The sequence below is a fragment of the Rhodobacter maritimus genome (assembly GCF_058747975.1).
The window spans coordinates 1,113,504-1,139,225 of record NZ_CM179095.1 but is presented as its reverse complement, the minus strand read 5'-3'; the positions used below and the strand labels follow the sequence as shown (position 1 = coordinate 1,139,225).

28 protein-coding genes are annotated in these 25,722 nt (G+C 66.7%); 7 read left to right on the top strand and 21 right to left on the bottom strand.

Going from position 1 to position 25,722, the window contains the following annotated elements:
• Window positions 1–107: 107 nt before the first annotated feature.
• Window positions 108–1,433: an omega-aminotransferase AptA gene (aptA, locus tag AC4PTO_RS05725; RefSeq protein WP_492732763.1), complete on the bottom strand. Its 1,326-nt coding sequence runs from the start codon at window positions 1,431–1,433 to the stop codon at window positions 108–110.
• 180 nt (window positions 1,434–1,613) lie between these two features.
• Between aptA and AC4PTO_RS05720 the strand changes: the two genes are divergently transcribed.
• Together AC4PTO_RS05720 and AC4PTO_RS05715 are read left to right on the top strand one after the other, a co-directional pair.
• Window positions 1,614–2,240, top strand: a complete 627-nt coding sequence (locus AC4PTO_RS05720; RefSeq protein WP_492732761.1) for a TetR family transcriptional regulator C-terminal domain-containing protein — start codon at window positions 1,614–1,616, stop codon at window positions 2,238–2,240.
• A 74-nt stretch (window positions 2,241–2,314) separates the two neighbouring features.
• Window positions 2,315–2,830 carry a hypothetical protein gene (locus AC4PTO_RS05715; RefSeq protein WP_492732759.1) on the top strand — a complete coding sequence of 172 codons (516 nt, stop codon included), beginning with the start codon at window positions 2,315–2,317 and terminating at the stop codon, window positions 2,828–2,830.
• 9 nt (window positions 2,831–2,839) lie between these two features.
• On the opposite strand, the gene preA is transcribed toward AC4PTO_RS05715, so the two are convergent.
• Both preA and AC4PTO_RS05705 read right to left on the bottom strand, forming a co-directional pair.
• Window positions 2,840–4,141 (bottom strand): NAD-dependent dihydropyrimidine dehydrogenase subunit PreA, encoded by a 1,302-nt coding sequence (preA, locus tag AC4PTO_RS05710; protein ID WP_492732757.1) that lies wholly within the window; start codon window positions 4,139–4,141, stop codon window positions 2,840–2,842.
• Window positions 4,142–4,144: 3 nt separating this feature from the next.
• Window positions 4,145–5,488: an NAD(P)-dependent oxidoreductase gene (locus AC4PTO_RS05705; protein WP_492732755.1), complete on the bottom strand. Its 1,344-nt coding sequence runs from the start codon at window positions 5,486–5,488 to the stop codon at window positions 4,145–4,147.
• A 222-nt stretch (window positions 5,489–5,710) separates the two neighbouring features.
• Here AC4PTO_RS05705 and accB point away from each other — a divergent pair, with 222 nt between their 5' ends.
• Complete coding sequence (gene accB, locus AC4PTO_RS05700; protein ID WP_492732753.1) at window positions 5,711–6,208, top strand: acetyl-CoA carboxylase biotin carboxyl carrier protein; 498 nt, start codon at window positions 5,711–5,713, stop codon at window positions 6,206–6,208.
• A 10-nt stretch (window positions 6,209–6,218) separates the two neighbouring features.
• Window positions 6,219–7,565, top strand: a complete 1,347-nt coding sequence (gene accC / locus AC4PTO_RS05695; RefSeq protein WP_492732751.1) for an acetyl-CoA carboxylase biotin carboxylase subunit — start codon at window positions 6,219–6,221, stop codon at window positions 7,563–7,565.
• Between the two features lie 29 nt (window positions 7,566–7,594).
• Here accC and AC4PTO_RS05690 read toward each other — a convergent pair whose 3' ends face one another.
• A complete protein-coding gene (locus AC4PTO_RS05690; protein WP_492732749.1) occupies window positions 7,595–8,344 on the bottom strand; it encodes a class I SAM-dependent methyltransferase in 750 nt (249 codons plus the stop codon).
• A 50-nt stretch (window positions 8,345–8,394) separates the two neighbouring features.
• Between AC4PTO_RS05690 and aat the strand changes: the two genes are divergently transcribed.
• Entirely contained in the window at window positions 8,395–9,033 is a 639-nt protein-coding gene (aat, locus tag AC4PTO_RS05685; protein ID WP_492732747.1) for a leucyl/phenylalanyl-tRNA--protein transferase, read from the top strand.
• Here the strand turns inward: aat and AC4PTO_RS05680 are convergent.
• The 7 genes from AC4PTO_RS05680 to AC4PTO_RS05650 all read right to left on the bottom strand — a co-directional run bounded on the left by AC4PTO_RS05680 (window position 8,997) and on the right by AC4PTO_RS05650 (window position 15,691).
• Window positions 8,997–9,353 carry a DUF2155 domain-containing protein gene (locus AC4PTO_RS05680; RefSeq protein WP_492732745.1) on the bottom strand — a complete coding sequence of 119 codons (357 nt, stop codon included), beginning with the start codon at window positions 9,351–9,353 and terminating at the stop codon, window positions 8,997–8,999. The two genes, aat and AC4PTO_RS05680, sit on opposite strands and share 37 nt — an antisense overlap.
• Complete coding sequence (gene mlaD / locus AC4PTO_RS05675) at window positions 9,350–9,817, bottom strand: outer membrane lipid asymmetry maintenance protein MlaD (protein WP_492732744.1); 468 nt, start codon at window positions 9,815–9,817, stop codon at window positions 9,350–9,352. The genes AC4PTO_RS05680 and mlaD overlap by 4 nt, the downstream gene beginning before the upstream one ends.
• Window positions 9,818–9,832: 15 nt before the next feature.
• Window positions 9,833–10,207, bottom strand: coding sequence for an NADH:ubiquinone oxidoreductase subunit NDUFA12 (locus AC4PTO_RS05670; RefSeq protein WP_492732742.1), 375 nt, complete (start codon window positions 10,205–10,207; stop codon window positions 9,833–9,835).
• Between the two features lie 121 nt (window positions 10,208–10,328).
• Complete coding sequence (gene clpX / locus AC4PTO_RS05665; RefSeq protein WP_492732740.1) at window positions 10,329–11,597, bottom strand: ATP-dependent Clp protease ATP-binding subunit ClpX; 1,269 nt, start codon at window positions 11,595–11,597, stop codon at window positions 10,329–10,331.
• Between the two features lie 122 nt (window positions 11,598–11,719).
• Window positions 11,720–12,349 (bottom strand): ATP-dependent Clp protease proteolytic subunit, encoded by a 630-nt coding sequence (locus AC4PTO_RS05660; protein ID WP_492732738.1) that lies wholly within the window; start codon window positions 12,347–12,349, stop codon window positions 11,720–11,722.
• A gap of 122 nt (window positions 12,350–12,471) precedes the next feature.
• Window positions 12,472–13,269: a crotonase/enoyl-CoA hydratase family protein gene (locus AC4PTO_RS05655; protein WP_492732736.1), complete on the bottom strand. Its 798-nt coding sequence runs from the start codon at window positions 13,267–13,269 to the stop codon at window positions 12,472–12,474.
• 109 nt (window positions 13,270–13,378) lie between these two features.
• The gene (locus AC4PTO_RS05650; RefSeq protein WP_492732734.1) at window positions 13,379–15,691 is read right to left on the bottom strand and encodes a Tex family protein; all 2,313 of its coding nucleotides are present in this window, start codon (window positions 15,689–15,691) and stop codon (window positions 13,379–13,381) included.
• Between the two features lie 184 nt (window positions 15,692–15,875).
• Here AC4PTO_RS05650 and AC4PTO_RS05645 point away from each other — a divergent pair, with 184 nt between their 5' ends.
• Both AC4PTO_RS05645 and nagA read left to right on the top strand, forming a co-directional pair.
• Complete coding sequence (locus tag AC4PTO_RS05645) at window positions 15,876–16,718, top strand: glucosamine kinase nucleotide-binding domain-containing protein (protein ID WP_492732732.1); 843 nt, start codon at window positions 15,876–15,878, stop codon at window positions 16,716–16,718.
• Window positions 16,715–17,839 (top strand): N-acetylglucosamine-6-phosphate deacetylase, encoded by a 1,125-nt coding sequence (gene nagA / locus AC4PTO_RS05640; RefSeq protein WP_492732731.1) that lies wholly within the window; start codon window positions 16,715–16,717, stop codon window positions 17,837–17,839. The genes AC4PTO_RS05645 and nagA overlap by 4 nt, the downstream gene beginning before the upstream one ends.
• Here nagA and AC4PTO_RS05635 read toward each other — a convergent pair.
• From AC4PTO_RS05635 to cobA, 10 genes are read right to left on the bottom strand one after another with little or no spacing between them, the layout of a single operon-like run.
• Window positions 17,836–18,414: a DUF2478 domain-containing protein gene (locus AC4PTO_RS05635; protein ID WP_492732729.1), complete on the bottom strand. Its 579-nt coding sequence runs from the start codon at window positions 18,412–18,414 to the stop codon at window positions 17,836–17,838. The two genes, nagA and AC4PTO_RS05635, sit on opposite strands and share 4 nt — an antisense overlap.
• Window positions 18,414–18,671 carry a hypothetical protein gene (locus tag AC4PTO_RS05630; protein ID WP_492732725.1) on the bottom strand — a complete coding sequence of 86 codons (258 nt, stop codon included), beginning with the start codon at window positions 18,669–18,671 and terminating at the stop codon, window positions 18,414–18,416. Before AC4PTO_RS05630 ends, AC4PTO_RS05635 begins: the two co-directional genes overlap by 1 nt.
• Window positions 18,649–20,313, bottom strand: a complete 1,665-nt coding sequence (locus AC4PTO_RS05625) for a cytochrome D1 domain-containing protein (RefSeq protein WP_492732723.1) — start codon at window positions 20,311–20,313, stop codon at window positions 18,649–18,651. Before AC4PTO_RS05625 ends, AC4PTO_RS05630 begins: the two co-directional genes overlap by 23 nt.
• Window positions 20,288–21,502, bottom strand: a complete 1,215-nt coding sequence (nirJ, locus tag AC4PTO_RS05620) for a heme d1 biosynthesis radical SAM protein NirJ (protein ID WP_492732721.1) — start codon at window positions 21,500–21,502, stop codon at window positions 20,288–20,290. Before nirJ ends, AC4PTO_RS05625 begins: the two co-directional genes overlap by 26 nt.
• A 3-nt stretch (window positions 21,503–21,505) precedes the next feature.
• Complete coding sequence (gene ahbB, locus AC4PTO_RS05615) at window positions 21,506–21,985, bottom strand: siroheme decarboxylase subunit beta (protein WP_492732718.1); 480 nt, start codon at window positions 21,983–21,985, stop codon at window positions 21,506–21,508.
• The gene (locus tag AC4PTO_RS05610) at window positions 21,982–22,461 is read right to left on the bottom strand and encodes an Lrp/AsnC family transcriptional regulator (protein WP_492732715.1); all 480 of its coding nucleotides are present in this window, start codon (window positions 22,459–22,461) and stop codon (window positions 21,982–21,984) included. The genes ahbB (AC4PTO_RS05615) and AC4PTO_RS05610 overlap by 4 nt, the downstream gene beginning before the upstream one ends.
• A complete protein-coding gene (ahbB, locus tag AC4PTO_RS05605) occupies window positions 22,458–23,453 on the bottom strand; it encodes a siroheme decarboxylase subunit beta (protein ID WP_492732713.1) in 996 nt (331 codons plus the stop codon). The genes AC4PTO_RS05610 and ahbB (AC4PTO_RS05605) overlap by 4 nt, the downstream gene beginning before the upstream one ends.
• Window positions 23,453–24,601 carry a cytochrome D1 domain-containing protein gene (locus tag AC4PTO_RS05600; RefSeq protein WP_492732711.1) on the bottom strand — a complete coding sequence of 383 codons (1,149 nt, stop codon included), beginning with the start codon at window positions 24,599–24,601 and terminating at the stop codon, window positions 23,453–23,455. The genes ahbB (AC4PTO_RS05605) and AC4PTO_RS05600 overlap by 1 nt, the downstream gene beginning before the upstream one ends.
• A complete protein-coding gene (locus tag AC4PTO_RS05595) occupies window positions 24,598–24,927 on the bottom strand; it encodes a c-type cytochrome (protein ID WP_492732709.1) in 330 nt (109 codons plus the stop codon). The genes AC4PTO_RS05600 and AC4PTO_RS05595 overlap by 4 nt, the downstream gene beginning before the upstream one ends.
• Window positions 24,920–25,714 (bottom strand): uroporphyrinogen-III C-methyltransferase, encoded by a 795-nt coding sequence (gene cobA / locus AC4PTO_RS05590; RefSeq protein ID WP_492732706.1) that lies wholly within the window; start codon window positions 25,712–25,714, stop codon window positions 24,920–24,922. Before cobA ends, AC4PTO_RS05595 begins: the two co-directional genes overlap by 8 nt.
• Window positions 25,715–25,722 lie beyond the last annotated feature (8 nt).

The window sequence follows — 25,722 nt, the reverse complement described above, 5'->3', positions numbered from 1 at the left end:
GCGCCCCATCTTGCTTCAGGGCAGGCTAGCAAAAGCCGCCCCGCCGGGGAAATGACGCTTTGGCGAGGGGCGCGCGGGCCAGCCGCGCGCGCTTTGCCCGGCACGCCTTATTCCAGCGTGTCGAGCACCTCTTTCAGCGTTCCGATCAGCTCGTCGATCTGCTCCTTCGAGATGATCAGCGGCGGCGACATGGCGATGATGTCGCCCGTCGTGCGGATCAGGATGCCCTTCTCATAGGCCTTGAGGAAGGCCGCGAAGGCGCGCTTCGTCGGCTCGCCCGCGATGGGTTCAAGTTCGACCGCGCCGATCAGCCCCTCGTTGCGGATGTCGATGACATGGCGCGTGCCCCTGAGCGAATGCAGCGCGTCCTGCCAATAGGGGGCAAGCTCGGCGCAGCGCTCGAACAGGCCCTCTTCCTTGTAGGTCTCGAGCGTGGCGATCCCGGCGGCCGAGGCGATCGGGTTGCCGGAATAGGTATAGCCGTGGAACAGCTCGATCATATGCTCGGGCCCGGTCATGAAGGCGTCGTGCACGGCGGCGGTGGTCATCACCGCGCCCATCGGGATGACGCCGTTGGTCAGCCCCTTGGCGGTGGTGATCAGGTCGGGCTGCACGCCGTAATGCTGCGCGGCAAAGGCCGATCCCAGCCGCCCGAACCCGGTGATCACCTCGTCGAAGATCAGCAGGATCCCGTGCTTCGCCGTGATCTCGCGCAGCTTCTGCAAATAGCCCTTGGGCGGCAGCAGAACCCCGGTCGAGCCCGCCATCGGCTCCACGATCACGGCGGCGATGGTCTCCGCGCCATGCAGCGCCACGATCCGCTCCAGATCCTCGGCCAGATGCGCGCCGTGTTCGGGTTGTCCTTTGGAAAAGGCGTTCTGGCCGGGCAGATGGGTATGGGGCAGATGGTCCACGCCCCCCAGCATCGTGCCATAGACCTTGCGGTTGGCCACGATTCCGCCAACCGAGATGCCACCGAAGTTCACGCCGTGATAGCCACGCTCGCGCCCGATCAGGCGGGTGCGCGCGCCCTCACCCCGCGCACGATGGTAGGCAATGGCAATTTTTAGAGCCGTTTCAACACTTTCCGAGCCGGAGTTGGTATAGAACACATGCTCCATGCCCGGCGGCGCGATGTCGATGATGCGGTTGGCCAGCTCGAACGCAATCGGGTGGCCCATCTGGAAGGCGGGGGCATAGTCCAGCTCGGCCGCCTGCTTCTGGACCGCCTCGGTGATTTTCGGCCGGCAATGGCCCGCATTGCAGCACCACAAGCCCGCCGTGCCGTCCAGCACCTGCCGCCCGTCAGCGGTCGTATAGTGCATATCCCTGGCCGCCACGAACATGCGCGGATTTTTCTTGAACTGCCGGTTTGCGGTGAACGGCATCCAGAATGCATTGAGATCATTGGGCGACTTGCGATCGAGCGCCATTGAGACTTCTCCCCGGTAAGGCACCCGGCCGTGCACCGGGGCTGGTTTTCTTTGACCACGCGGTCAGGTTCACGCTAGCACAGGGCAAGGGCCAGTCAATAACGCGACGGCGCGATTGCGGCCCGCCGGTCATGAGGGGATGGCCGGAACCACCGGCAGGGCATGCAGGCGGAGGATCAGGTGAACGACGAAGGCCGGGCCAGGCGCCCGCGGACACGCATTCAGCAGCGCAACACCACGGCGATTCTCGAGGCCGCGCTCGAGGTCTTTTCCGCGCAGGGGTTCCGGGGGGCCACACTGGACCAGATCGCCGCGGCGGCGGGGTTGTCGAAGCCCAACCTGCTTTACTATTTCCCGTCGAAGGAGGCGATCCATCTGGAGCTGCTGCGCGGGCTGATGGATGACTGGCTTGCGCCGTTGCACGCGCTCGACCCGGCCGGAGAACCGCGCGACGAGATCATGGGCTATATGCGCCGCAAGCTGGAGATGAGCCGCGAGATGCCGCGCGAAAGCCGCCTTTTCGCCAATGAGGTCCTGCGCGGCGCGCCGCACATGATGCCCGCCATCGAGACCGGCCTGAAAAGCCTTGTCGATGAAAAGGCGGCGGTGATCCGGGGCTGGTCCGAGGCCGGGCGGATCGCGCCGGTCGATCCCTATCACCTGATCTTCTCGATCTGGGCGCTGACACAGCACTACGCCGATTTCGAGGCCCAGGTGCGCGCCGTCCTGGGCCCCGGCCACGATCCCTATTCCGAGGCGGGGGCCTTTCTGGACCTGCTGTTCACGCGGCTTCTGGCGACCGGCTGAGCACGGGCGTTAACGGTTGCTTTACCCGGCGGGCGCAGACTGCCCGGTGGGGAAAACGAGTCATGGGGACAGCAATGGACCGGATATCGGGGCTTTTGCCCCAGATCGGGTGGTCGCCGCTTTCCGAAGCGCCGCCGCCCGCGAAAGCACCTGCCAGCACCGTCGAACCGCCGCATGGCGCCGCGCGCGCCGGGGGCGGGGCGGATGCCGGGGTCGACACGCATTCCGGGCAGCCGCGCGCGCCGTTGCGCCCGCCGGCCCATGCCGGCGGCGGACAGGGCAATGAGGCGGCATCCGCCCCCGAGGCCCCCGACGCGGATCAGCCGACCGGCCCCGCCCCGACATTCGAGCTGACCTATCTGGAGGCGCAGGCGCTGCGCCGCCGGGCCGCCCCCCTTGGCGCGGCCGAGCGGCCCGAGAACCCGTCCGGGGCAGCGGGCGAGACACGGGCAGCCACCCGCCCGCCTGCCCCGGACCCTTCCCCGGACCAGGGGGAGGACAACCCGGTCCGGGGAAATCGCGCGGACGCGCCGCCCGCCTGGCCCCGGCTTGAAGATACGCCGCCGGGAAAGCTTGACCTGACGCGCTGAGAACGGCGGCTATTCCGCCGCCCTGGCCATCGGGTTGTTCGGATGCGTCGTCCAGTTGGCATAGCTTCCGACCTTCTCGCCGGTGCGCGGGTCGATCGCGCCCTGCGGCAGGGTCTTCATGCTGATGCAATTCTCGACCGGGCAGACATCGACGCACAGGTTGCAGGCCACGCATTCCTCGTCCTTGACGGTGAAGACGCGATCCTCGGACATGGCGATCGCCTGATGGCTGGTATCCTCGCAGACCACATGGCAGCGGCCGCATTTGATGCAGTCTTCCTGGCTGATCACCGCCTTGGTGACGTAGTTGAGGTTGAGATACTGCCAGTCGGTTACATTGGGCACCGCGCGGCCCACAAGCTCCGAGGTCGCGGCGAAGCCCTTCTCGTCCATGTATTGCGACAGGCCCGAGATCATTTCCTGCACGACCTTGAAACCATAGGTCATCGCGGCGGTGCAGACCTGCACATTGCCCGCGCCAAGGGCCATGAATTCGGCCGCGTCGCGCCATGTCGTCACCCCCCCGATCCCCGAAATCGGAAGCCCCCGCGTCTGTTCGCTGCGCGCGATCTCGGCCACCATGTTCAGGGCGATGGGCTTGACCGCCGGGCCGCAATAGCCGCCATGCGCGCCCTTGCCGTCGATTGTGGGCTCGGGCGCGAACAGGTCCAGATCGACCGAGGTGATCGAGTTGATGGTGTTGATCAGGCTGACCGCATCGGCGCCACCGCGCATCGCGGCCTCGGCCGGTTTGCGGATATCGGTGATGTTGGGCGTCAGCTTGACGATGCAGGGCATGCGCGAGTGCTGCTTTACCCACCGCGTCACCATCTCGATATATTCCGGCACCTGCCCCACGGCGGCGCCCATGCCGCGCTCGCTCATGCCATGCGGGCAGCCGAAATTCAGCTCGACCCCGTCAGCGCCGGTATCCTCGACATGGGCGAGGATCGCCTTCCAGCTTTCCTCGTCGCAGGGCACCATGAGGCTGACGACAAGCGCGCGGTCGGGCCAGGCGCGCTTGACCTGCTTGATCTCGCGCAGGTTCACCTCAAGCGGGCGGTCGGTGATCAGCTCGATATTGTTCAGCCCCAGCAGGCGCCGGTCCGCCCCGTGCACGACGCCGTAGCGCGGCCCGTTGACATTGACGACGGGCGGCCCCTCGGACCCGAGCGTCTTCCACACCACGCCGCCCCAGCCCGCCTCGAAGGCGCGCGTGACGTTATAGGCCTTGTCCGTGGGCGGGGCCGAGGCCAGCCAGAACGGATTGGGCGATTTGATACCGATAAAGTCGGAACGCAGGTCAGCCATGTCTCAGCCCCCCAGCAGGAATTGGTGAATATCAAGCGCGGCATCGCGCCCCTCGGCCACGGCGGTGACGGTCAGATCCTCGCCGCCGACGGCGCAGTCGCCGCCCGCCCAGACGCCGGGCACCGTGGTCCGGCCGGCGCCGTCGACCCAGATCTTGCCGCCCGCAACCTTCACCGCGGCGGGCGTATCGCCAAGCGTCTGGCCGATCGCCTTGAAGCATTGATCGGCCTTCAGGCGGAAGGTTTCCGAAATTTTCTCAAGGCCTTTCGGGCCGTTCTTCGTGTAAGCGAACTCGATTTCGCGCAGCGCGCCGTTGCCGTGGATCGCCACCGGCATCGCATTGGGAATGATGCGCACGCCCACGCCAAGGGCATGCTCCTGCTCGTGCAGCGAGGCGGGCATCTCGGCGCGGGAACGGCGATAGACGATGGCCACGTTCTCGGCCCCCAGCAGCCTGGCCTGCACCGCCGCATCGACGGCGGTCATGCCGCCCCCGATCACCACGACATCGCGCCCGACAGGCAGGGCCGAAAGATCGCCGGCCTGGCGCAGCTCGGCGATGAAATCGGTGGCGGGGGTGACGTTCTCCATATCCTCCCCCGCAAGGCGCAGCGCATTCACGCCCGACAACCCCATGCCCAGGAACACCGCGTCATGGCGGGCCAGAAGATCGTCAAGCGTGCCATCGCCCGCACGGCCAAGCTGCCAGTTCTCGATCAGTTCGATCCCGCCGATCTGCAACAGCCAGTCGACCTCGGCCCCGGCAAAGCCTCCGGTCGTCTTGTAGGCCGCGATGCCGTATTCGTTCAGCCCGCCGGGCTTTGGCCGGGCCTCGTAGATCACCACGTCATGGCCCAGCATCGACAGCCGGTGCGCGCAGGCCAGCCCCGCAGGCCCCGCGCCCACCACCCCGACCGTCTTTCCGGTCGCAGGCGCGCGGGTGAAGGGATGGGCGTTGCGCGCCATCATCCGGTCCGTCGCATAGCGCTGAAGCGCGCCGATCTCGACCGGCTTGCCCTCGGCGGTCTGGCGCACGCAATCGCCCTCGCACAAGGTTTCGGTCGGGCAGACCCGCGCGCACATGCCGCCCAGGATGTTCTGCGAAAAGATCGTCAGCGCCGCCGCCTCGGGCGTGCCGGTTGCGATCTGGCGGATGAACAGCGGAATGTCGATCGAGGTCGGACAGGCCGTCACACAGGGCGCATCATGGCAGAAATAACACCTGTCGGCGGCAACGCTGGCCTCATGCCGGCCCAGCGGCGGCGCGACATCGGCAAAGTTCTTCTCGTAGGAATCGGCGTCTAGACGCCCCGGCACAACGCCGGGGCTGAGCTGGCTGTTGGTCACGGGTGACCTCCCTGGCTTGCTTGTTATCGTTCCACGCTGCCACAGCGTGAAATTTTATCAAGTGGTAAAATGCATGCCGCCTCCGGGAATCATCGCGCCCTGCCCGGGTCGCTTCGCGCTTTCATCCCCCGTTTCGCTCGCGTATAAACGCCAGGGAAGAATGACACCGCCCGCGCCGGACGGGCGGGACAAGACCCGAACAACGGATCCTTTGAGGACGGCATGACCAAACAACCCCATGAAAACGACGTGGCCTTCATCCAGGCACTCGCCGAACTTCTGAACAAGAACGACCTGACCGAGCTTTCGGTCATGCGCGAATATGGCGAAGATGACAGCCTCGAGGTGCGCGTCGTGAAACAGGCGCCTGTCGTGCAGGCGGCAGCGGCCCCCGTGACCTATGCCGCCCCGGCCGCAGCGCCCGCCCCCGCGGCCGCCCCGGCCCCCGCGGCTGCGGAGGGTGCGCCCTCGGACCCGGCAAGCCATCCCGGCGCGGTGCCCTCGCCCATGGTCGGCACGGTCTATCTTTCGCCCGAACCCGGCGCAGATGCCTTCGTTCAGGTGGGCAGCGCGGTGAAGGAAGGCCAGACGCTGCTGATCGTCGAGGCGATGAAGACGATGAACCACATTCCCGCACCGAAATCGGGCACGGTGAAACGGATCCTGGTCGAGGACGGCACCCCCGTCGAGTTCGGCACCCCCCTGATGATCGTCGAGTGAGGGCGCGCGGATGTTCGACAAGATCCTGATCGCCAACCGTGGCGAGATCGCGCTGCGCGTGATCCGCGCCTGCCGCGAGATGGGGATTGCCTCGGTCGCCGTGCATTCCACCGCGGATTCGGATGCGATGCATGTGCGCATGGCCGATGAATCGGTCTGCATCGGGCCCAACGCCTCGGCCGACAGCTATCTTTCGGTGCCCGCCATCGTGGCCGCATGCGAGATTACCGGCGCGCAGGCGATCCATCCGGGCTATGGCTTCCTGTCCGAGAACGCGACCTTCGTGCAGGTGCTGGAGGATCACGGCATCACCTTCATCGGCCCGACCGCGGAACATATCCGCATCATGGGCGACAAGATCACCGCCAAGGAAACCGCCCGGAACCTTGGCATTCCGGTCGTGCCGGGATCGGATGGCGGGGTGCCCGAGGTGGCAAGCGCCAGGAAGGTCGCCAAAGAGATCGGCTATCCGGTGATCATCAAGGCCACCGCCGGCGGCGGCGGGCGCGGCATGAAGGTCGCCAAGGACGAGGACGAGCTGGAAGTAGCCTTCCGCACGGCCCGCTCCGAGGCCAAGGCCGCGTTCGGCAATGACGAAGTCTATATCGAGAAATACCTGCAAAAACCGCGCCATATCGAGATTCAGGTGTTCGGCGACGGCAAGGGCCGCGCGGTCCATCTGGGCGAACGCGACTGCTCGCTCCAGCGCCGCCACCAGAAGGTGTTCGAAGAGGCCCCCGGCCCCGTCATCACCGCCGAGCAGCGCGCCGGCATCGGCAAGATCTGCGCCGATGCGGTGGCCGCGATCAACTATATCGGCGCGGGCACGATCGAATTCCTGTTCGAGGATGGCGAGTTCTATTTCATCGAGATGAACACCCGCCTTCAGGTGGAACACCCGGTGACCGAGGCGATCTTCGGCGTTGACCTCGTGCGCGAGCAGATCCGCGTCGCCGCCGGCCTGCCGATGGAGTTCACGCAAGAGGACCTGTCGATCCGGGGCCACGCGATCGAGGTGCGCATCAACGCCGAGAAGCTGCCGAATTTCTCGCCCTGTCCGGGCAAGATCACGCAGTATCACGCCCCCGGCGGGCTTGGCGTGCGGATGGACAGCGCGCTTTACGACGGCTATTCGATCCCGCCCTATTATGACAGCCTGATCGGCAAGCTGATCGTGCATGGCCGGGACCGCCCCGAGGCGCTTGCGCGCCTGTCGCGCGCCTTGTCCGAGCTGATCGTGGATGGCGTCGATACCACGGTGCCGCTGTTCCACGCGCTTCTGGCCGAGCCGGACATCCGCGCGGGCAACTACTCGATCCACTGGCTGGAGAAGTGGCTGGCCCGGACCTTCGGCTAAGCCCCCGTCCGTTTCGCGCCGGTTCGCCCTCAGGCCCGGCGCGGGGCCTTGCCGGGTTTTGCGGGGCGCAGCAGGCATGTGCCGCGCCGCTTGTGCTCGGGGCGGTAATAATCCCCCACCGCGGCGCGGTGCCCTTCGGGAAGGGCGCTCCAGTCGATCCAGTCGCAGCGATAGCCAAGCGCGTCGGCCATCGCCTCCATCGCGGGAAAGGACGGGATACCGATCAGCGCCTTCTCCTGCCCCGCGACCTGCGCGATCGCGTTCAGATCCTTGTCGGTCCTTTCGCGCTGCAACACGATCACCGGGCCGGGGCGCAGCATGAATTCGCTGTCCACGATGACCAGCCGCGGGCGCAGCTTCTGCACCAGCCGGAACAGGCGGAAATGATCCATGACGTGATAGAGGATGCCCAGAACGGCAACGATATCGTATTGGCGGCCGCGCGCGGCATCGGCGGCCATGCCGTCGAAGATATCCTCGCAGCGCAGGGTGATGCGGTCGCGCATCGGGGCGTCGGGAAACTCGTCGAAGCGCGCGATCAGATCCGCGCGCCCCTCGATCCCCGTCACCGCCCGCGCACCCGCCGCGGCAAAGGCGAAGGACCAGCGCCCGTCATGCGCGGCAAGATCGAGGATCGTGGCGCCCGCTATCTCTTCGATCAGGGGGGCCAGGATCATCTCGTGGCGGGCATTCATCCGCGCAATCGTGTCGGGATCTTCGCTGTAACGCCCGATACCTGAAAGGAAATCGAAGAAGCCCATATTTGCCCCCGGCGTCATTCTGGTTCATTCTGCGGCAGGTTAATGAAGGCGGTCGGGGCGGGCAAGGAATGGTGCAGGGCTTGAATGCGGATCTGTTGCTTCTGGCCTATGCGCGGGGCATCTTTCCTATGGCCTCCAACCGCGAGGCCGCCGATCTGCACTGGATCGACCCCGAATCGCGCGGCATCATCCCGCTGGACGGCTTTCACGTCTCGCGCTCGCTGGCCCGCCAGATCCGCAGGGGCCGGCACGAGATCCGGATCGACACCGCCTTCGAGGCCGTGGTCAGGGCCTGCGGCGAGCGCCCCGAGACATGGATCAACGCGCCGCTTTTCGCGCTTTACCGGACGCTGTTTCGCCGCGGCTTCGCCCACAGCCTTGAGGTCTGGCAGGACGGCCGGCTGACCGGCGGGGTCTTCGGCATCGCGCTTGGCGGGGCCTTCTTCGGGGAAAGCATGTTTTCGCACGCGCCCAACGCCTCGAAGATCGCGCTTGCCTATCTGGTGGAGCGGCTGAAGGTGGGGGGCTTTTCGCTGCTGGACACGCAGTTCCTGACGCCGCATCTGGCCAGCCTTGGCGGGATCGAGATCCCGCGCGCCGAGTATCGCGCGCGGCTGGCCACGGCGCTGGAGCGCAAGGGCGATTTCACCGGGCCGGAAACGCCCGCGCCTCAGTCGATCTTGCAGCGGATGACCCAGACGTCGTAGCGCTGGTGGTCAAGCGCCGAAAGCGCGGGGCTGTCGGCGATCATCCAGCCGTCGAACACCACCTGCGTCTGGGTGCGGTCGGTGATCGTGAGATAGGCGAAGGCGTTCGAGGACGGGTCTTCGGCCGGGTAGCGGCATTCGCGCAGCGTCACCACGATATGGCCATAGGCGACCGACTGGCCCGCCGCCAGTTCAAGATCCGAGGTGGTGCCCGCAACCTTGTCCAGCCCGCGCAGGACGGCGCCCGGCGCCTCGGCCGCCTCTTGCGCCTGGACCGGAAGCGCCGCAAGCGCCGCGGCGATCAGCGCCGCGCGGATCATTGCGCCGCCTCTTCGCTGTCCGAAGAATCGCCATCGACGAATTTCATCATCAGCGAGATGACCGAGACCGCGCCCTGCGTGTCCTCGATCTCGTCGCCGGGGGAAAGGTTGTCGGGGCTGCCGCCGGGCAGGATCTCGACGAAGGCGCCGCCCAGAAGCCCGTCGGACGAGATCAGGATCGCGGAATCGGTCGGCAGAAGAACCTCTTTCTTCAGCGCCACCTTTGCATCGGCAAAGAAGGTCTGGGGGTTGAGGTCAAGCGCGGTCACCGTGCCGACCTTCACCCCGGCCAGGCGCACATCGCTGCCCACCGTGACCCCCTCGACCGACCGGAACGAGGCGCGCAGCTCGTATTCGCCCGCAGGCCGCGTCAGGCCCGCGCCCTGCCCGGCCCAGATCAGGAAGCCCAGGGCAACGGCCAGCACGGCCGCGCCGGTCAGCACTTCGGTGCGGTTTTCGCTCATCGCGGTCCTCCGGGCTTATTCCGGCTGCCAGGCCTCGTAGTCGCGCCGTTCCAGCGGCGCGGCGCGGCGCACCGAGCCCGCGGGCAGATAGGCGCCGGCGGTCCCGGTCAGGTTTTCCTTGTGCGGAAGTTCCCAGGCCTTGTGGGGCAGCGGCGCCTTGGTCGGCGGCTCGTCCCAGGTGAAATGGATCCAGCCATGCCACTCCGGGGAAATCCGGCTGGCCTCGCATTCGCCGTTATAGATGACCCAGCGGCGCTTGCCGTCGCGGGTCTGGTAATAGACGTTGCCCTGTTCGTCCTCACCGACTTTCACGCCCTTGCGGGCGGTGAAGATCTGGGTGCCAAGGGTCTGGCTGTTCCACCAGGTCAGAAGGCGAAGCAGGAATTTCATGTCTATCCTCCGCGGACTGTGCCCGCCCCTTATAGCGCAGGCATCGCCAAGGTCCAGCCCGGTTACAAGATGTCGCGCCCGGAATCGAAACGGCGGGCCCATGGCCCGCCGCGCACACCGCTTAACCGGCGGTTTTCGGTTCCTTCTTCGCGTCGGCGTAGATCAAGAGCGGCTTGGCCTCGGCATTGTCCACGGCCTCGTCGTTGACCACCACTTCCTGCACCCCGTCCATCCCCGGAAGTTCGAACATGGTGTCGAGCAGGATATCCTCCATGATCGAACGCAGGCCGCGCGCGCCGGTCTTACGCTTGATCGCACGTTTGGCGATCGCGCTCAGCGCATCCTCGGTGAAGGTCAGCTTGACGCCTTCGATGTCGAAAAGCCGCTGATACTGCTTGACCAGCGCGTTCTTCGGCTCGGTCAGGATGGTGATCAGCGCCGCCTCGTCCAGATCGGTCAGCGTGGCGATCACCGGCAGACGGCCGACGAATTCGGGAATCAGCCCGAACTTGAGAAGATCCTCGGGCTCCAGCTCGCGGAACATTTCGCCCACGCTGCGCGCATCGGGGTCCTTGACCTCGGCGCCGAAGCCGATGGCGCTGCCCTTGCCGCGCTGCGCGATGATCCGCTCCAGCCCCGCGAAGGCACCGCCGCAGATGAACAGGATGTTCGTCGTGTCCACTTGCAGGAATTCCTGCTGCGGATGCTTGCGCCCGCCCTGCGGCGGCACGGAGGCCACGGTGCCTTCCATGATCTTCAGAAGCGCCTGCTGCACCCCCTCGCCCGACACGTCGCGCGTGATCGAGGGGTTGTCGGACTTGCGGGTGATCTTGTCGACCTCGTCGATATAGACGATGCCGCGCTGCGCGCGTTCGACGTTGTATTCGCTGGCCTGCAACAGCTTGAGGATGATGTTCTCCACATCCTCGCCGACATAGCCCGCCTCGGTCAGCGTGGTGGCGTCGGCCATGGTGAAGGGCACATCGAGGATGCGCGCCAGCGTCTGCGCCAGAAGCGTCTTGCCGCAGCCGGTGGGGCCGATCAGCAGGATGTTCGACTTCGCCAGCTCGATATCGGCCTTGGAGCCGTGGTTGAGCCGCTTGTAATGGTTGTGCACCGCGACCGAGAGCACGCGCTTGGCATGCTCCTGCCCGATCACATAATCGTCCAGCACCTTGCAGATATCGCGCGGCGTGGGCACCCCGTCGGTGGACTTCAGCCCGGTGGACTTCGTCTCCTCGCGGATGATGTCCATGCACAATTCGACACATTCATCACAGATGAACACGGTCGGTCCCGCAATAAGCTTGCGCACCTCGTGCTGGCTCTTGCCGCAGAACGAGCAGTAAAGCGTGTTCTTGCTGCTGTCAGAGCCGGAATTGTTCGCCATCGTCTTCCTCTGCATTGGCCCGGTCCGCGACCGGGGCCTTTGATGAGCTGTCCTGAGCCCAAGACTAGGACAGCCCCCCTTTCACCACAACGTCAAAATGACCCGGCGCACCCCGCCGGCCATCACTTCTCGGGTTCAGACTTGCCGCGGCTTTCAAGGATCTCGTCGATCAGGCCCCAGGTCTTGGCGTCTTCGGCGGACATGAAGTTGTCGCGCTCCAGCGCGGCCTCGACCGTGGCAAGATCCTGCCCGGTATGTTTCACATAGATCTCGTTCAGCCGATTCTTCAGCTTCTGCGTTTCCTGGGCATGGATCATGATGTCGGTCGCCTGCCCCTGATACCCGCCCGAGGGCTGGTGCACCATCACGCGGCTGTTGGGAAGCGAGAAGCGCATCCCCTTTTCACCCGCCGTCAGCAGCAGGCTGCCCATCGAGGCCGCCTGCCCGATCACCAGCGTCGAGATCTTCGGGCGGATATACTGCATCGTGTCATAGATCGACAGGCCCGAGGTCACGACACCGCCGGGGCTGTTGATATACATGGCGATTTCCTTCGAGGGGTTCTCGGCCTCGAGGAACAGAAGCTGCGCGCAGATCAGCGTCGACATGCCGTCATGCACCGGGCCGGACAGGAAGATGATTCTTTCCTTCAGCAGCCGCGAATAGATGTCATAGGCGCGTTCACCGCGGGAGGTCTGCTCCACCACCATCGGCACCAGCGTGTTCATGTAAAGGTCGATCGGGTCTTTCATCGCGCTGCCTCTTGCTGCCTTGGGGGTCCATAGCCTTCGAAACTTTACCGGAGTCTTAGTGTCGCGATCCGGGGGCCGCAAGGGTGCGCCCCCACACGAACGCAAGATTGCGGGCCGGGGCGCTATTCCGGCCGGATCTTTGCCGCCGTGCCGCCCGCGAAGGCCGCAAGCCGTTCACGCGCGGCCTCCTGCGTGTTCACGATGCCCGCCACGACCGACTCGGCATAGGCCGCATCCAGCGCGGACATGTTCTGCATATGGCTGATGGCCGAGCAGATGGCAAAGTTCGACAGCGGCGGATTGCCGGCCGCGGCCGCGGCAAGCGCGTGGGCCTTCGCCTCTGAATCCTCCACCAGATACTGGCACAAGCCCACCTGAACCGCCTCTTGCCCGCGATAGACCCGGCCCGTCAGCATCATGTCGATCATCCGCGCCTTGCCCACCAGATCGGCCACGCGGATCGTCGCGCCGCCGCCGGTGAACAGGCCCCGCTGGCCTTCGGGCAGCGCGAAATAGGTGCTGTCATCCGCCACCCGGACATGCGCGGCCGAGGCAAGCTCCAGCCCGCCGCCCACCACGGCGCCCTTCAGCGCGGCGATGATCGGCACGCCGCCATATTCCATCTTGTTGAACGCCTCGTGCCACCGCAGGCACAGATGCATGAAGGCCTCGGGGCGGCGATCCTCGCGGTGATGCTCGACCAGGTCGAGCCCGGCGCAGAAATGCGGGCCCTCGGCGCGCAGCACGACCGCCCGCGCCCCGGCGCGCGGCAAAAGCGAAAACAGCGCGATCAGTTCCTCGATCGTGGCGGCATCCAGCGCGTTGCGCTTGGCCGCGCGGTCCAGCGTGACGGTGCAGATCCCCTGCCCGTCCATCGTGACCTTCAGATTGACCAGCCCGAGCGCGTCGATCCTGTCCATGTTCTCCCCTCCCCCTGAACTTTCGCGCCAGTCTGTCCCTACCGGCGCGCGCATGCAAAGGCTGACGCTGCGTCGCGGGGGGTGGCCCCCCCGCGACGGCATCCGCGCATCAGCGGCGCTTCATCGCATCCAGCAGCGCCGCGCCAAGCGCGCCCGTCCCGGCGTCCCCCGAGGATTTCGGCGCGGCCGTGTGCCGGGCCTTGCCCGGCCGAGCGCCCCTGTCGTCGCGCGGGTTCGGCGCGGCACGATCCTCGCGCCCGCCACCGTCCTTGCGCATGCTCAGCCCGATGCGCTTGCGCGGCACGTCCACCTCGACCACGCGCACCTTCACCACATCGCCCGCCTTGACCACCTCATGCGGGTCTTTCACGAAACGGTCGGCAAGCTGGCTGACATGCACCAGCCCGTCCTGATGCACGCCGATATCGACGAAGGCGCCGAAGGCCGCGACATTGGTCACCGTGCCTTCCAGAAACATGCCCGGACGCAGATCGCCAATCTCCTCGATCCCGTCGGCGAAGGTCGCGGTCACGAAGCTGGGGCGCGGGTCGCGGCCGGGCTTTTCCAGCTCAGCCAGGATGTCGCGCACGGTGGGCAGGCCGAAGGTGTCGTCCACGAACTCCTCGGGCCGCATGCGGCGCAGCGCGGCCGTGTCGCCCATCAGCGCGCGGATATCGCGCCCGCAGGCCTGCACGATGCGCCGCGCAACGCCATAGGCCTCGGGGTGGACGGCCGAAGCGTCCAGCGGTTCCGCCCCGTCGCGGATGCGCAGGAAGCCCGCGCATTGCTCATAGGCGCGCGGGCCAAGCCGCGCCACCTTCAGCAGGTCCTTGCGGCTGGCAAAGGCGCCCTGCGCGTCACGATGCGCCACGATCGCCTCGGCCAAAGCCTCGCCCAGCCCCGAGACATGCGCCAGAAGCGGCGCCGACGCGGTGTTGAGATCCACCCCCACCGCGTTCACCGCATCCTCGACCACCGCCTCCAGCGAACGGCCAAGACGGTGCTGGTCGACATCGTGCTGATACTGCCCCACGCCGATGGATTTCGGCTCGATCTTCACCAGCTCGGCCAGCGGATCCTGAAGCCGCCGCGCGATCGACACCGCGCCGCGCAGCGACACATCGAGGCCGGGAAACTCTTTCGCGGCCAGTTCCGAGGCCGAATAGACCGAGGCCCCCGCCTCTGACACGATCACCTTGGTCGGCTTTTTCGTGCCCGGCAGCTTTTTCAGAAGGTCCGCCACCAGGCGCTCGGTCTCGCGGCTGGCGGTGCCGTTGCCGATGGCGATCAGCTCCACCCCGTGCTTCACGATCAGCGCGGCCAGCGTGGCCTCGGCCCCGCGCAGGTCGTTCTTGGGCTGGAACGGATAGACCGTGGCCGTGTCCACCAGCTTGCCGGTCGCATCGACCACCGCCGCCTTCACCCCCGTCCGGATCCCCGGATCAAGCCCCAGCGTGGGGCGCGCGCCGGCCGGTGCCGCCAGAAGCAAATCCTTGAGGTTGCGTGCGAAAACGGCGATCGCCTCATCCTGGGCGCGGGCGCGCAGATCGCCCATCAGTTCCAGCATCATCGACAGGCTCAGCTTGACCCGCCAAGTCCAGCCCGCAACGCCGCGCAGCCACTGATCGCCCGGACCGCCCGCGCGCACCTCAAGTGCCGCGGCCACCATCGCCTCGGCGCGCGCCGCCCCCGTCTCGGGCTCGGGGGCGATGTCCAGCGTCAGCACGCCTTCGTTCGCGGCGCGCATCATCGCAAGCGCACGGTGGCTTGGCACATCGGCCCAACGCTCTCGATGCGCGAAATAGTCCGAGAACTTCGCCCCCTTCTCTTCCTGACCCGCGATCACCCTGGCCAAGATCCACGCCTCCTTGTGCATGAAGGCGCGCAGATCGCCCAGCAGCGCCGCATTCTCGGACAGCCCCTCGGCGATGATGTCGCGCGCGCCGTTCAGCGCCTCCTTCGCCTCGGGCACGGCGTCCAACAGATAGCCCTGCGCAAGCGCCTGCGGATCGGCACCCCGATCGGCAAGGATCGCCTGCGCCAGCGGCTCCAGCCCGTTTTCGCGCGCGATCGTCGCCTTGGTGCGGCGCCTGGGCTTGTAGGGCAGATAGATGTCCTCAAGCTCGGCCTTGGTCGCGGCCCGCAGGATCGCGGTTTCCAGCGCGTCGGTCAGGTTGCCCTGCCCGCGAATGGTGTCCAGAATCGTCGCCCGGCCGGCCTCCATCTCGCGTAGATAGGCCAGCCGCTCGGACAAGAGCCGCAGTTGCGTGTCGTCCAGACCGCCCGTCGCCTCCTTGCGGTAGCGCGCGACGAAAGGCACCGTGGCGCCCCCGTCCAGCAGCTCTACCGCGGCCGAAACCTGATCGGCGCGCGCGTTGATTTCCTGGGCGATGGTCTGGGCAATGCGTTTTGCGGTATCCACGGGCAGCCTGTTTCCTGTGTTGCGGGAAAGCCCCTTCTATCCAGCCCCGCGCCCCGCGCCAAGATGCCCCCGGCCCGATCCGCGCGCCCCGGCACGGACCCGCCCACAAAACGCCGCCCGTGGCAAAACGCGGCTTTCCCTTTCCCCCCGGTTCTGAGACCTTCGCCCGCAGGAGGTTCGGAACATGCGGCTTTGGCTGGGAATCGATGGCGGGGGCAGCGGCTGCCGCGCGGCGGTGGCCGATGCGGCGGGCACCATCCTTGGGCAGGCCGAGGCGGGTCCGGCCAATATCGCCTCGGATTTCGAGGGGGCGCTTGCCAATATCCTGGCGGCATCGCGCACGGCACTGGAACGCGCGGGCGCGCGCGCCGAAACGATCTTTACCCTGCGTGCGGGGCTGGGGCTGGCTGGCGTCAACGCGGCGGGCCGGACCGAGCGCCTGCAACAGGCCCTGCCCTTCGCCCATGCCACGATCGCAACCGATGCCGTGGCGGGCGTGAAAGGCGCGCTTGGCGGGGCGGACGGGATCGTCGCGGCCATCGGCACCGGCTCGGTCTTTGCGGTGCAGCGCGCGGGGCAGGTCCGCCAGATCGGCGGCTGGGGGCTCGTGCTGGGGGATGAGGCCAGCGGCGCCTGGATCGGGCGCGCGGTAATGGCGCGGGCCTTGCGCGCACTGGACGGGTTCGTGCCGATGACCCCCCTTCTGGCGGCGCTGCTGGACGAGGCAGGCGGCGCGGAAGCCATTGTTTTGCAATCCCTTTCGGCGCGTCCGGTCGATTTCGCGGCCCTTGCCGCCCGGATCGCGGACAGCGACGATCCGGCCGCGCAATCGGTCATGGCCGCCGCCACGCAAGAGATCGACGCCGCCATCGCGCTTTTGCAGCAGGGCGCGGCGCTGCCGGTGGTGTTTCTGGGCGGGCTCGGTCCCGCCTTCGCCGCACGGCTTGCGGCGCGGTGGCAGATTCGCCCGGCCCAAGGCACGGCGCTTGACGGCGCGCTCGCGCTTGCGCGGGAGGGGGGGGTATGACGCGCATCAGCTATACCGGCGCGGCAATCTTCGACGGCACCCGGCTGCACCACGATGCCGCGCTGATCGTCGCCGGGGGCCGGGTTCTGGGCATCGGCCCGCCCGAGGGCGACCGGGTCGAGCTGCCCCGCGGCACGCTCGCCCCCGGATTTCTGGACCTTCAGGTCAATGGCGCGGGCGGGATCGCGGTCGACGGCACGGCCGATCCGGCGGCGCTGGAGCGTATCTGCGCCACGCAGGCCCGCCTTGGCGCGACCGGCTGCCTGCCCACGCTGATCTCGGACAGCGCCGAGGCCACCGCCCATGTGCTGCGTGCAGGCATCGCGGCGGCGCGCGCGCGGATACCGGGCTTTCTCGGCCTGCATCTTGAGGGGCCGCATCTCGACCCGCGCCGCAAGGGCGCGCATGACGCGCGCCTTCTGCGCCCGATGTCCGGCGCCGATCTGGAGGCGCTTGTGGACGCGGCGGCGCAACTGCCCACGCTCATGCTGACCGTCGCGCCCGAAGCCGCGACCCCCGCCCAGATCGGCGCGCTTGCCCGCGCGGGCGTGATCGTGTCGCTTGGCCACAGCGATTGCACCGATGCCGAGGCCGCCGCCGCCTTCGCCGCCGGGGCGCGCGCCGTGACGCATCTTTTCAACGCGATGAGCCAGCTTTCCAGCCGCGCCCCCGGCCTTGTCGGCGCGGCGCTTGCCTCGGACGCCGCCTGCGGGCTGATCGCCGATGGCATCCATGTCGCGCCGACCGCGCTGCGCGTGGCGCTTGCCGCGCGCCCCGAGGGGATGTTCCTCGTTTCGGATTGCATGGCGATCGCGGGCACGGAGATGACAGAGATGACGCTTGGCCAGCGGCGCATCCTGCGCCGCGACGGGCGGCTGACGCTGGCCGATGGCACGCTGGCCGGGGCCGACCTGACCTTGCCGCGCGCGATCGGCTATCTGGTGAACGAGGTGGGCCTGCCCGCGCCCCGCGCCCTTGCCATGGCAAGCGCCACCCCCGCCCGCATCATCGGACGCGCGGACACGCTTGGCCATCTTGCGCCGGGCCGCGGCGCGGATTTCGTCCATCTGGGGCCCGACTGGTCGCTGCAAGGCGTCTGGCGGGCGGGGCAGCGCCTTTAACCGCTTGCGGGCTGCGCCAACGCCCCGTCAAGCCAGGCCGCAAGGGCCGCCTCTTGCGGCGCGCAAAGCTGCGCGAGGCCTTCCGAGAACCCCTCGAACGCCGCGCGGTTGAGGCCGTTCACCCCGACGATCACCGGAATGCCACGGCCAAGCGCCTCGGCGATCGGCGCGCGGAACCCGCGGCCCTCGGCCTCGTGCTTGCCGAACTTGTTGACGATCAGCAGGTCGCACCCCGCCGCCATGCGCTGCCGCGTGATCTCGACGGCCTGTTCCAGCGTTTCGGGGTTCAGCCGGCAGCCGCGCGCGCCCGTGCCCAGGGATTGCGAAATGCGCAACAGCGGGCCGGCGGGCAGCACCTCGACATCCATGTCGCAATGATGTCCGTCGGCCTGGTCATGGTTGAACTGCACCGTGCCGCATACCCGCAGGCCGCGCCGCAACGCCGCCCCGGCAAGCCCGGCCAGAAGACGGTTCGTCTCTCCGCGCAGGGGCGCATCCACATAGGCAAGCTGCATGAACTGTCCTTCCACCGTGACCGGCCGCCCCGCCCTGTCCGCAAGAACGGCCCCGCCCATCACCAGCCTTCGGCCTCGTCGATCAGGTGGCGCGTCCAGCGCGCCGCCGCCCATGTCGCGGGCAGGCCCAGCCCGACCGAGACCCAGATCGCCGTCATCGGCGCAATCGCGGACCAGCCGATCGCCTGCCACATCAGCGACAGCATGAACAGGTTGATCGCCACCGCCGCGGCCGAGAACGGGTAAAGCAGCACCCCCAGCTTCCAGACCGGCCACCGCCCGGCGCGGTGCGGATCAGTGGCTGGTTCCGGCGTCAAAGCTGATCTTGTTCCAGACATTGTATTTTCCCGAGGGTTTTTTCATCGGCAGCCGCCTGACCTCTTCAAGCGTCCTGGCATCGTAGACGATCACCGCGCCATCGTCTTCCCAGATCGAAACAAGCGCGTGGCTGCCGTCTTTCGTGAACTCCACATGCGCCACCGTCTTGCCCGGCGCAGGATCGAGCGTGCGCACGATCTCAAGCGTTTGCTTGTCGATGATGTGCATCTTGTCCTTGTTCGGCCCGAAGAACACATCCGCCCAGGCATAGGGCGATGTCGAATGGCTGCGCATGAAGAAGCCCGGCCCCATGGTCTTGATCTGCCTGACGGTCTTCCAGCCCTCCATGTCGATGACCGAGATCACGCCCTCTTTCAGGTGCGGCGTCGCCATGACGGTCGTTCCGTCCCGCTCCCATGTGATGCCGGACCCCAGATGCGGCATGCCGGGCAGGTCGATCTCGGCCACTTCCTTGCCCAGCACCATGTCGAGCACGAGCCCGCGCTCGCCATCGCGCGAGGCGCCGATCAGATGCTCGTAGGACAGGTCGAAGAAGAAATCGTCCATGATGTCCGAGACCTTGATCTTGCGCAGCGGGAACGGGCCCGCGGGCTTCGGCGCCCCCTCGATCCGGTAGTCATGGACAAACCCGTAATGCGGCGGGTTCGCGCCGTAGAACACCTCCCAGACCTCGGGGATGTCCTTGAGCGCAAGAACGAAGCTTTCCCGCGTGGGGGCCTGATACACCGCCGAAACCCGGCTGGGAACGCCATCCGGACCGGCAACGTCGATCACCTTGACGACCGAAAGATCCTCCGTCGACAGGATGGCCAGCGTCTGCGGCAGGTAATTGGCCACGGCCAGCCAATTGCCGTCGCCCGACATGGCGATGTTGCGCGCGTTCAGCCCGGCGCGCACCTGGCCCACGACCGACAGCGACCAGATATCGTATTTCTGAACCCACCCGTCGCGCGACATGACGAAAACGAACCGCCCGTCGGGCGAGAATTTCGGGCCGCCATGCACCGCGAAGGGGGTAGCGAACCGGTCGAGAACCTCGAACGTGTCGCCATCGAGCACGCTGACATGGTGATCCCCGGTCTCGACGACCAGCGTGATGTTCATCGGATCGGCCGCGAAGACCGGTGCGTCCGCAGGCGTGTAATCCGCCGCCATATCTCGGCTTGCATTGGCATCCTCGACCGTCCAGTCCGGCGCATCGGCCAGCGGCGTCTCCAGCCACGAGGCGATCGCGGCGATCTCTTCGGCTTTCAGAACGGCGCCGAAACCCTCCATCTGCGTGGCAGGCCGGCCCTCGGAAATCACCTTCTCGAGCTGCGGGCCATACATCCGGCCCAACGTCTCGGGGATCAGCGCGGGGCCGGTGCCGCCCAGCCGGTTTTCCGAATGGCAGGCCGCGCAATGCTCCTGATAAAGCGCTGGCGCATCGGCACCGGCTTCGGTCGCGCCGGCCGCGCCCCCGCCCAGCCCCAGAACGAGACCCAGAAGGACCGACGCTCCGCGGGGGATATTTATGCGAAGCTGAAAGGGGCTTTCATCTTTGCCCCAATATCCCCGCCGGAGGCTCCCCAAGCCCGTCACCGGCGCATTGGTTTCAGAAGAAGCGGTGCTGCGGGTCATGGCTCTTGCCTCGGAAGGGGGTCACGGTCACGCGCTCGGCCTCGGCCGAAAGGCCGATTTCCTGAGCGGAAAGATAGCAGGCCGGATCTTCCGACCAGGGATCGCCGGTCAATTGCAGCGCCCGGATCCGGGTATTGCCGCCGCAGACGGACTGATAGGCGCAGGCACCGCAGCGCCCTTTGAGCGGGCGGGGCCGCTGGCGCAGGGTGGCGAGCATGCGGTCATCGCCGGTCCAGAGTTCCGAGAAGGCGCGTTCCTTCACCGACCCGATCGTGTAGTCCGACCAGTAGGTATCGGGGTGAACGCGGCCCTGCGTGTCGATATTGGCTACACCCAGACCCGAGCTGTTGCCGCCCCAGGCCTCGAGATGGGCGCGCACATGGTCGGCCTTGTCGGGGAAGTTCTTCTCGACCCAGCGCAGGAAATAGACCGCGTCGGCATCGTTGTTGCCGGTGACGATTTCCAGCGGCATGTCTTCAGCCACGGCCACCCAGGCGCGGTCGATCAGCTCGTCCATCGCCTCGCGGGTGCGGCGGTGCTCGGTATCCTCGCCGCGATGCTTGTCCCCGCGCCCGGCATAGACAAGATGCGACAGGTAGAACTTGTCCACGCCCTCTCGGTCGCACAGGTCCATCATCGCGGAAAGCTGCTCGGCATTGTCGGCGGTGATGGTGAAGCGCAGCCCGACCTTGACGTTGCGCGCCAAAAGCGCGCGCACGCCGCCAAGTGCCGCATCGAACGCCCCGTCCAAGCCGCGGAACCAGTCATTCGTGGCCCCGATCCCGTCAAGCGAGATCCCGACATAGTCGAAGCCCAGATCCGCGATACGTCCGGCATTTTCCGCGTTGATGAGCGTGCCGTTGGTCGACAGCGACAGATGGCGGAAACGCAATGCGCGCGCGCGTTCGGCAAGTTCGAAGAAATCGAAACGCGACAGCGGCTCGCCCCCAGACAGGATCAACGCGGGAATCCCGAACCCAGCAAGATCATCAAGCACGGACATCGCCTGCTCGTGGCTCAGTTCGCCGGGGAAATGCGTATCGGCCGATGTCGTGTAGCAGTGCCGGCAACGCAGGTTGCAGCGTCGCGTCAGGTTCCAGATGACCACCGGCTTGACCGGGCCAGGTCCGCGCACGCGCACCGGTGTCGGCGCGACCAGCTCGCGCATGTACTGTGTCAGGCGAAACATGGCTCAGCCCTCCTTGATGCGCATCCCGGTTTTCTTCAGGATCCGCGTTGAATAAAGAATATCACTGGCGCGGCAATGCGCGCCCAGAAGCGCCGCGATCTGGGCGCGCTTGGTCTCGACCTCGTCGCCGGTGCTTCCATGGACCATGGCGAAAAGATTGTAGGGCCAGCCCTCGGCGCGCGGGCGCAGATAGCAATGCGACACGAAATCGAGCGCACCGACCGCAGCCCCAAGGTCGTGGGCATGGCTATCCTCTACGTCCCAGACCGACATGCCGTTCGCGGTCATGCCAAGCGCGTAATGATTGGGGGCAAGCGCCACGCGGCGGATCACGCCCTGGTGCTGCAACGCCTGCATGCGGGAAATCACCTCATCCTCGCTCAGGCCGATATGCTGCGCGATGGCGGCATAGGGTGCGGGGGTCAGCGGAAGCCCTGCCTGCGTGGCCCCGATCAGGCGCCGGTCGATCGCATCAATGCTCATAGCTCAACCCTGAAGTTGACGAAGAATTCTTCGAGTTTGGGGAAACGGAGGACGCACAGCTCCGTTTCCCCCTCGATCTCACGCGCCACCTGTTCGATACCTTCCGGAGCTACCGCGGCCAGCACGAACCACATGTTCAGACGGTGATTACGTTCATAATTATGCGCAACCTCGGGATGGGCATTGACCAAAGTCATGACTTCGTCAAAACGCGCGGCGGGCACCTCCATCGCGCAAAGGCAGAACGCGCCCCCCATGGCGGCGGCGTCGTAGAACGGGCCGAACCGGGTGATCGCTCCGATTTCGCGCATGTTGAGGATGCGCGCGATCAGATCCTCTTCCTCGATGCCAAGCGCCGCCCCGGCCTCTGCGAAAGGGCGCGACGAGATCGGAAAACCCGCCTGAAGCGCATTAAGAATCTTCCTGTCGGTCGCATCAAGCGCCGTGGCAGGCAGAGGGTCGCGCCGCAATCTCATGACACGGCCTCGGCAGCTGTGGGCACGATCATCGCGCCGGTCTGCTTGAAACAGCGGATCGAGAACAGCACCTGATGCGTGGCCCCGGCGAGTTCCGGCAGCGCGGCCGCCGTTTCAAGGATCTGCAACGCCTCGGAGCGGCTTTTTGCGTGGATCATGCAGAACAGCGGATACTCCCATATGCCCGGAATCCGGCGGCGTTCGTAGCACAGCGTCACGCCCGGATGGCCAAGCAGCGCCTTGCCGGCGGCCTCGATCCGCGCATCGGGCAGGTTCCAGGTGACCATCGCGTTCGAGCGCCAGCCAAGCGCGCGGTGGCGCACGATCACCCCGATCCGGGTGATGATCCGCGCCGCGCTCAACACGGCGATCCGGTCCAGCACCTCCTCCTCGCTGCGGCCAAGCTGTTCGGCAAGCACGGCGAAGGGGCACTCGACGATTTGCAGCCCGCGGGTCAGGCGATGCAGCAGCGCCTTGTCGCGCGGCTCGATGACCGAGATGTCGGGGGCGGCGTCCTGCTGCATCGCGTGGCGCGGGCCTTCCAGCGCGAAGCCGAGGTCGATGTTGAAGGCGCGGCGCAGCGGCAGGTTCAGGACCGGCAGTCCGCTGCGCGCCTCGATCCGCGCCAGCGTCGCGGCCAGTTCCTCCGCATCCGGGGCGGTGGCCACGAACCACAGGTTCCATTCATGTTCGCGCAGGTAGGAATGGTTGACGCCCGGTTCCTGCCCGACAAGCGCCGCGACCTCTTCGACGCGCAGATCCGGCACCGCAAGCGCGGCAAGTGTGGACACCCCGACGGTATTGGGCCGCACCGTCGCCCCGACACGGGCAATCGTCCCGTTCGCCTGCATCCCGGCAAGTTCCGCCAGAACCTCATCCTCGCTCAGCCCCGATCGCTCGGCCATGACTGCGAAGGGACGCGATCGCAACGGCAGGTCACGCTGCCAGTCGTCAAGGATGCGGGATGCGGCCGGGGTCAGAACTGTCATCATCAAAGCCCGAGTCTGTGGGCGCGCGCGGTAAAGAAAATCCCCGAGGGGCTTTCCGCCGCAATCTCGCCGATCTGCTGAAGGGTCGTGGTGTCGTAGATCACCACCTTGTTGTCGTCGCGGACCGAAACCCACGCTTCGGTCCCGCGCGAGGTGAATTCCATATGCAGAACTGCCGGGCCGGGTTTCAGCTCGCCCGTGATCTCGTGGCTCATCGAATCGATCACCTGGATGGTGTCGTTTTTGGGATGGGCGAAGTTCACCCAGACCTGCCGCCCGCCGGGCCGGGCCATGGCAAAGACCGGCTGGCCATGCGTGGCGGTGCGGCCGGTTTCCTCGAGCGTGCGGGAATCGACCCAGAGCACCTCGGCGTGATGCACCGCTGGCAACACGATCTGTTCGCCCGCCTTTGCCCACCCCTCAAGGTGGGGCATCTTGTAAACTGGCATTTCAACCTGCCCGCGGCCATATCCCGGCAGGATACGGCGTGCCACCGGCGGCTCTTCCCAAAGATCGATCGCGCTCAGCCCGTCTTCGCCGAACAGCCCCGCGATATAGGTGCGTCCGTCATCGGTGATCAGCGCGTCATAGGGGTTGGTCCCGATCTCGGGCAGAACGGTCACCTCCGGCTCGGGGCCGGACATGTCGACGATCCGGGTCTCGTTCGTGTCCCAGACCGAAAAGACGAAACGGCGCCCCGGCGCGTCCTCAAGACCAAGCGCCTTGCCCTCGGCCGGGATGTCGGCCACCAGCTCCAGTGTGTCGGCGTCGAAGATCTTGACCCCGCCCGGCTCGTAATTGGCAACCGCCACCAGCCTGCCGTCATCCGAGATCGCCCCGCCGATGGAATTGCCGCCCTGGATGACACGGTTCACGACCGTCTGGGCCAGGATGTCGATCTTGGTCAGCCCGCCGTCGCGGCCGAAGAGATAGGCGAAACGTTCATCTGGCGAAAAGACGAGGCTTGCATGGGACAGATCGCCCAGCCCCTCGATCCGGCCGATCGCGGCATGTTCGGACTGATCGACGATCAGCACCGATCCCGTGGCGCGTTCGACGATCACGCCCAGATCGCCCGTCGCGCGCAGATCCGAGGCCATGGCAGGAAGGCTCAGGGCGGAAGAAAGCAGCAGGGCGGCAAAACGGGTCATTGCGTGGTGTCCTTGAGAAGATAGTCCGAAATCCAGTAGGCTTCCGCCTCGGTCATCAGGGGGCGCCAAGGCGGCATCGCGGTTCCCGGCACACCATCGAGGATGATCGTTGCAAGGGTTTCGCGATCCACGCCGTCAAGCGCTTCGGTGGTCAGCGGACTGCCCAGGCCGCCCTTTCGGGTCAGCCCGTGGCACGAGCCGCAATCCTGCGTGACAAGGCGCTCCAGCCGGGCCGCGTGGTCGGGTGCGATCCCTTCGGCCGCGGCCGCAGAAATCTGCACCGCGCCAAGGCACATCAGGATGAAGAGCGCGCGCGGGTCAGGCATGGAACGTCTCCGCCTCGCGCATGGCGCGCGCCTGCGAGATCAGGCGCATGGGGATACGGGATTCCGCCAGCCCCGCGACATGACCGATGATAAAGACGATCGGGCTTTCCAGGCCGGATTCGGCGATATCGGCCTCGATCCGGTCCAGCCGGGTTGTCACGCTGCGCTCCTTGGGCGAGGTGGCAGACGCCACCGCAAGAACCGGCATGTCCGGCTGCAACCCGTGCGCCATCAGCTTCGTGGCGATCAGGTTGATCGATGCCTTACCCATATAGACCACCAGCGTGGTTTCGGGATCGGCCAGCCCGTCCCAGTCGAGGTCAAGGATCTCGTCCGCCTTGCAATGGCCGGTCACATAACGCACCGAGCGCGCAAGCCCGCGATGCGTCAGCGGGACCCCCGTCGAGGCCGAGGCACCCTGCGCGGCGGTGATCCCCGGGACGATATCGAAGGGAATCCCCGCCTCGGACAGGCGTGCGGTTTCCTCGCAGCCACGCCCGAAGATGAACGGATCGCCCCCCTTCAGGCGGATCACGTCGCGCCCGGCCTGGGCATAACGCACGAGGATCTCGTTGATCTCCTCTTGCGGGACGGGGTGGTGATGGGTGCGCTTGCCCACATTCACCATCTCTGCCCCGACGGGAGCCAGGGCAAGGATCGCAGGCGCCACCAGGCGGTCATAGACCACGACATCGGCAGTCTGGATCAGCCGGGCCGCTTTCATCGTCAGAAGTTCCGGATCCCCGGGTCCCGCACCGACGAGCGTGACCATTCCAACACTTGGCATGCGACGCT

What these genes read in the sequence shown, in the direction of transcription:
- AC4PTO_RS05595 (WP_492732709.1), bottom strand. Translation starts at nt 24,927, where the DNA reads ATGCCTGACCCGCGCGCGCTCTTCATCCTGATGTGCCTTGGCGCGGTG.
- ahbB (WP_492732718.1), bottom strand. Translation starts at nt 21,985, where the DNA reads ATGAGCATTGATGCGATCGACCGGCGCCTGATCGGGGCCACGCAGGCA.
- AC4PTO_RS05610 (WP_492732715.1), bottom strand. Translation starts at nt 22,461, where the DNA reads ATGAGATTGCGGCGCGACCCTCTGCCTGCCACGGCGCTTGATGCGACC.
- AC4PTO_RS05625 (WP_492732723.1), bottom strand. Translation starts at nt 20,313, where the DNA reads ATGACCCGCAGCACCGCTTCTTCTGAAACCAATGCGCCGGTGACGGGC.
- nirJ (WP_492732721.1), bottom strand. Translation starts at nt 21,502, where the DNA reads ATGTTTCGCCTGACACAGTACATGCGCGAGCTGGTCGCGCCGACACCG.
- aptA (WP_492732763.1), bottom strand. Translation starts at nt 1,433, where the DNA reads ATGGCGCTCGATCGCAAGTCGCCCAATGATCTCAATGCATTCTGGATG.
- nagA (WP_492732731.1), top strand. Translation starts at nt 16,715, where the DNA reads ATGACGCGCATCAGCTATACCGGCGCGGCAATCTTCGACGGCACCCGG.
- AC4PTO_RS05660 (WP_492732738.1), bottom strand. Translation starts at nt 12,349, where the DNA reads ATGAAAGACCCGATCGACCTTTACATGAACACGCTGGTGCCGATGGTG.
- AC4PTO_RS05680 (WP_492732745.1), bottom strand. Translation starts at nt 9,353, where the DNA reads ATGATCCGCGCGGCGCTGATCGCCGCGGCGCTTGCGGCGCTTCCGGTC.
- AC4PTO_RS05600 (WP_492732711.1), bottom strand. Translation starts at nt 24,601, where the DNA reads ATGACCCGTTTTGCCGCCCTGCTGCTTTCTTCCGCCCTGAGCCTTCCT.
- AC4PTO_RS05690 (WP_492732749.1), bottom strand. Translation starts at nt 8,344, where the DNA reads ATGACGCCGGGGGCAAATATGGGCTTCTTCGATTTCCTTTCAGGTATC.
- aat (WP_492732747.1), top strand. Translation starts at nt 8,395, where the DNA reads ATGGTGCAGGGCTTGAATGCGGATCTGTTGCTTCTGGCCTATGCGCGG.
- AC4PTO_RS05715 (WP_492732759.1), top strand. Translation starts at nt 2,315, where the DNA reads ATGGACCGGATATCGGGGCTTTTGCCCCAGATCGGGTGGTCGCCGCTT.
- AC4PTO_RS05655 (WP_492732736.1), bottom strand. Translation starts at nt 13,269, where the DNA reads ATGGACAGGATCGACGCGCTCGGGCTGGTCAATCTGAAGGTCACGATG.
- clpX (WP_492732740.1), bottom strand. Translation starts at nt 11,597, where the DNA reads ATGGCGAACAATTCCGGCTCTGACAGCAGCAAGAACACGCTTTACTGC.
- accB (WP_492732753.1), top strand. Translation starts at nt 5,711, where the DNA reads ATGACCAAACAACCCCATGAAAACGACGTGGCCTTCATCCAGGCACTC.
- mlaD (WP_492732744.1), bottom strand. Translation starts at nt 9,817, where the DNA reads ATGAGCGAAAACCGCACCGAAGTGCTGACCGGCGCGGCCGTGCTGGCC.
- accC (WP_492732751.1), top strand. Translation starts at nt 6,219, where the DNA reads ATGTTCGACAAGATCCTGATCGCCAACCGTGGCGAGATCGCGCTGCGC.
- ahbB (WP_492732713.1), bottom strand. Translation starts at nt 23,453, where the DNA reads ATGATGACAGTTCTGACCCCGGCCGCATCCCGCATCCTTGACGACTGG.
- cobA (WP_492732706.1), bottom strand. Translation starts at nt 25,714, where the DNA reads ATGCCAAGTGTTGGAATGGTCACGCTCGTCGGTGCGGGACCCGGGGAT.
- AC4PTO_RS05645 (WP_492732732.1), top strand. Translation starts at nt 15,876, where the DNA reads ATGCGGCTTTGGCTGGGAATCGATGGCGGGGGCAGCGGCTGCCGCGCG.
- AC4PTO_RS05670 (WP_492732742.1), bottom strand. Translation starts at nt 10,207, where the DNA reads ATGAAATTCCTGCTTCGCCTTCTGACCTGGTGGAACAGCCAGACCCTT.
- AC4PTO_RS05635 (WP_492732729.1), bottom strand. Translation starts at nt 18,414, where the DNA reads ATGGGCGGGGCCGTTCTTGCGGACAGGGCGGGGCGGCCGGTCACGGTG.
- preA (WP_492732757.1), bottom strand. Translation starts at nt 4,141, where the DNA reads ATGGCTGACCTGCGTTCCGACTTTATCGGTATCAAATCGCCCAATCCG.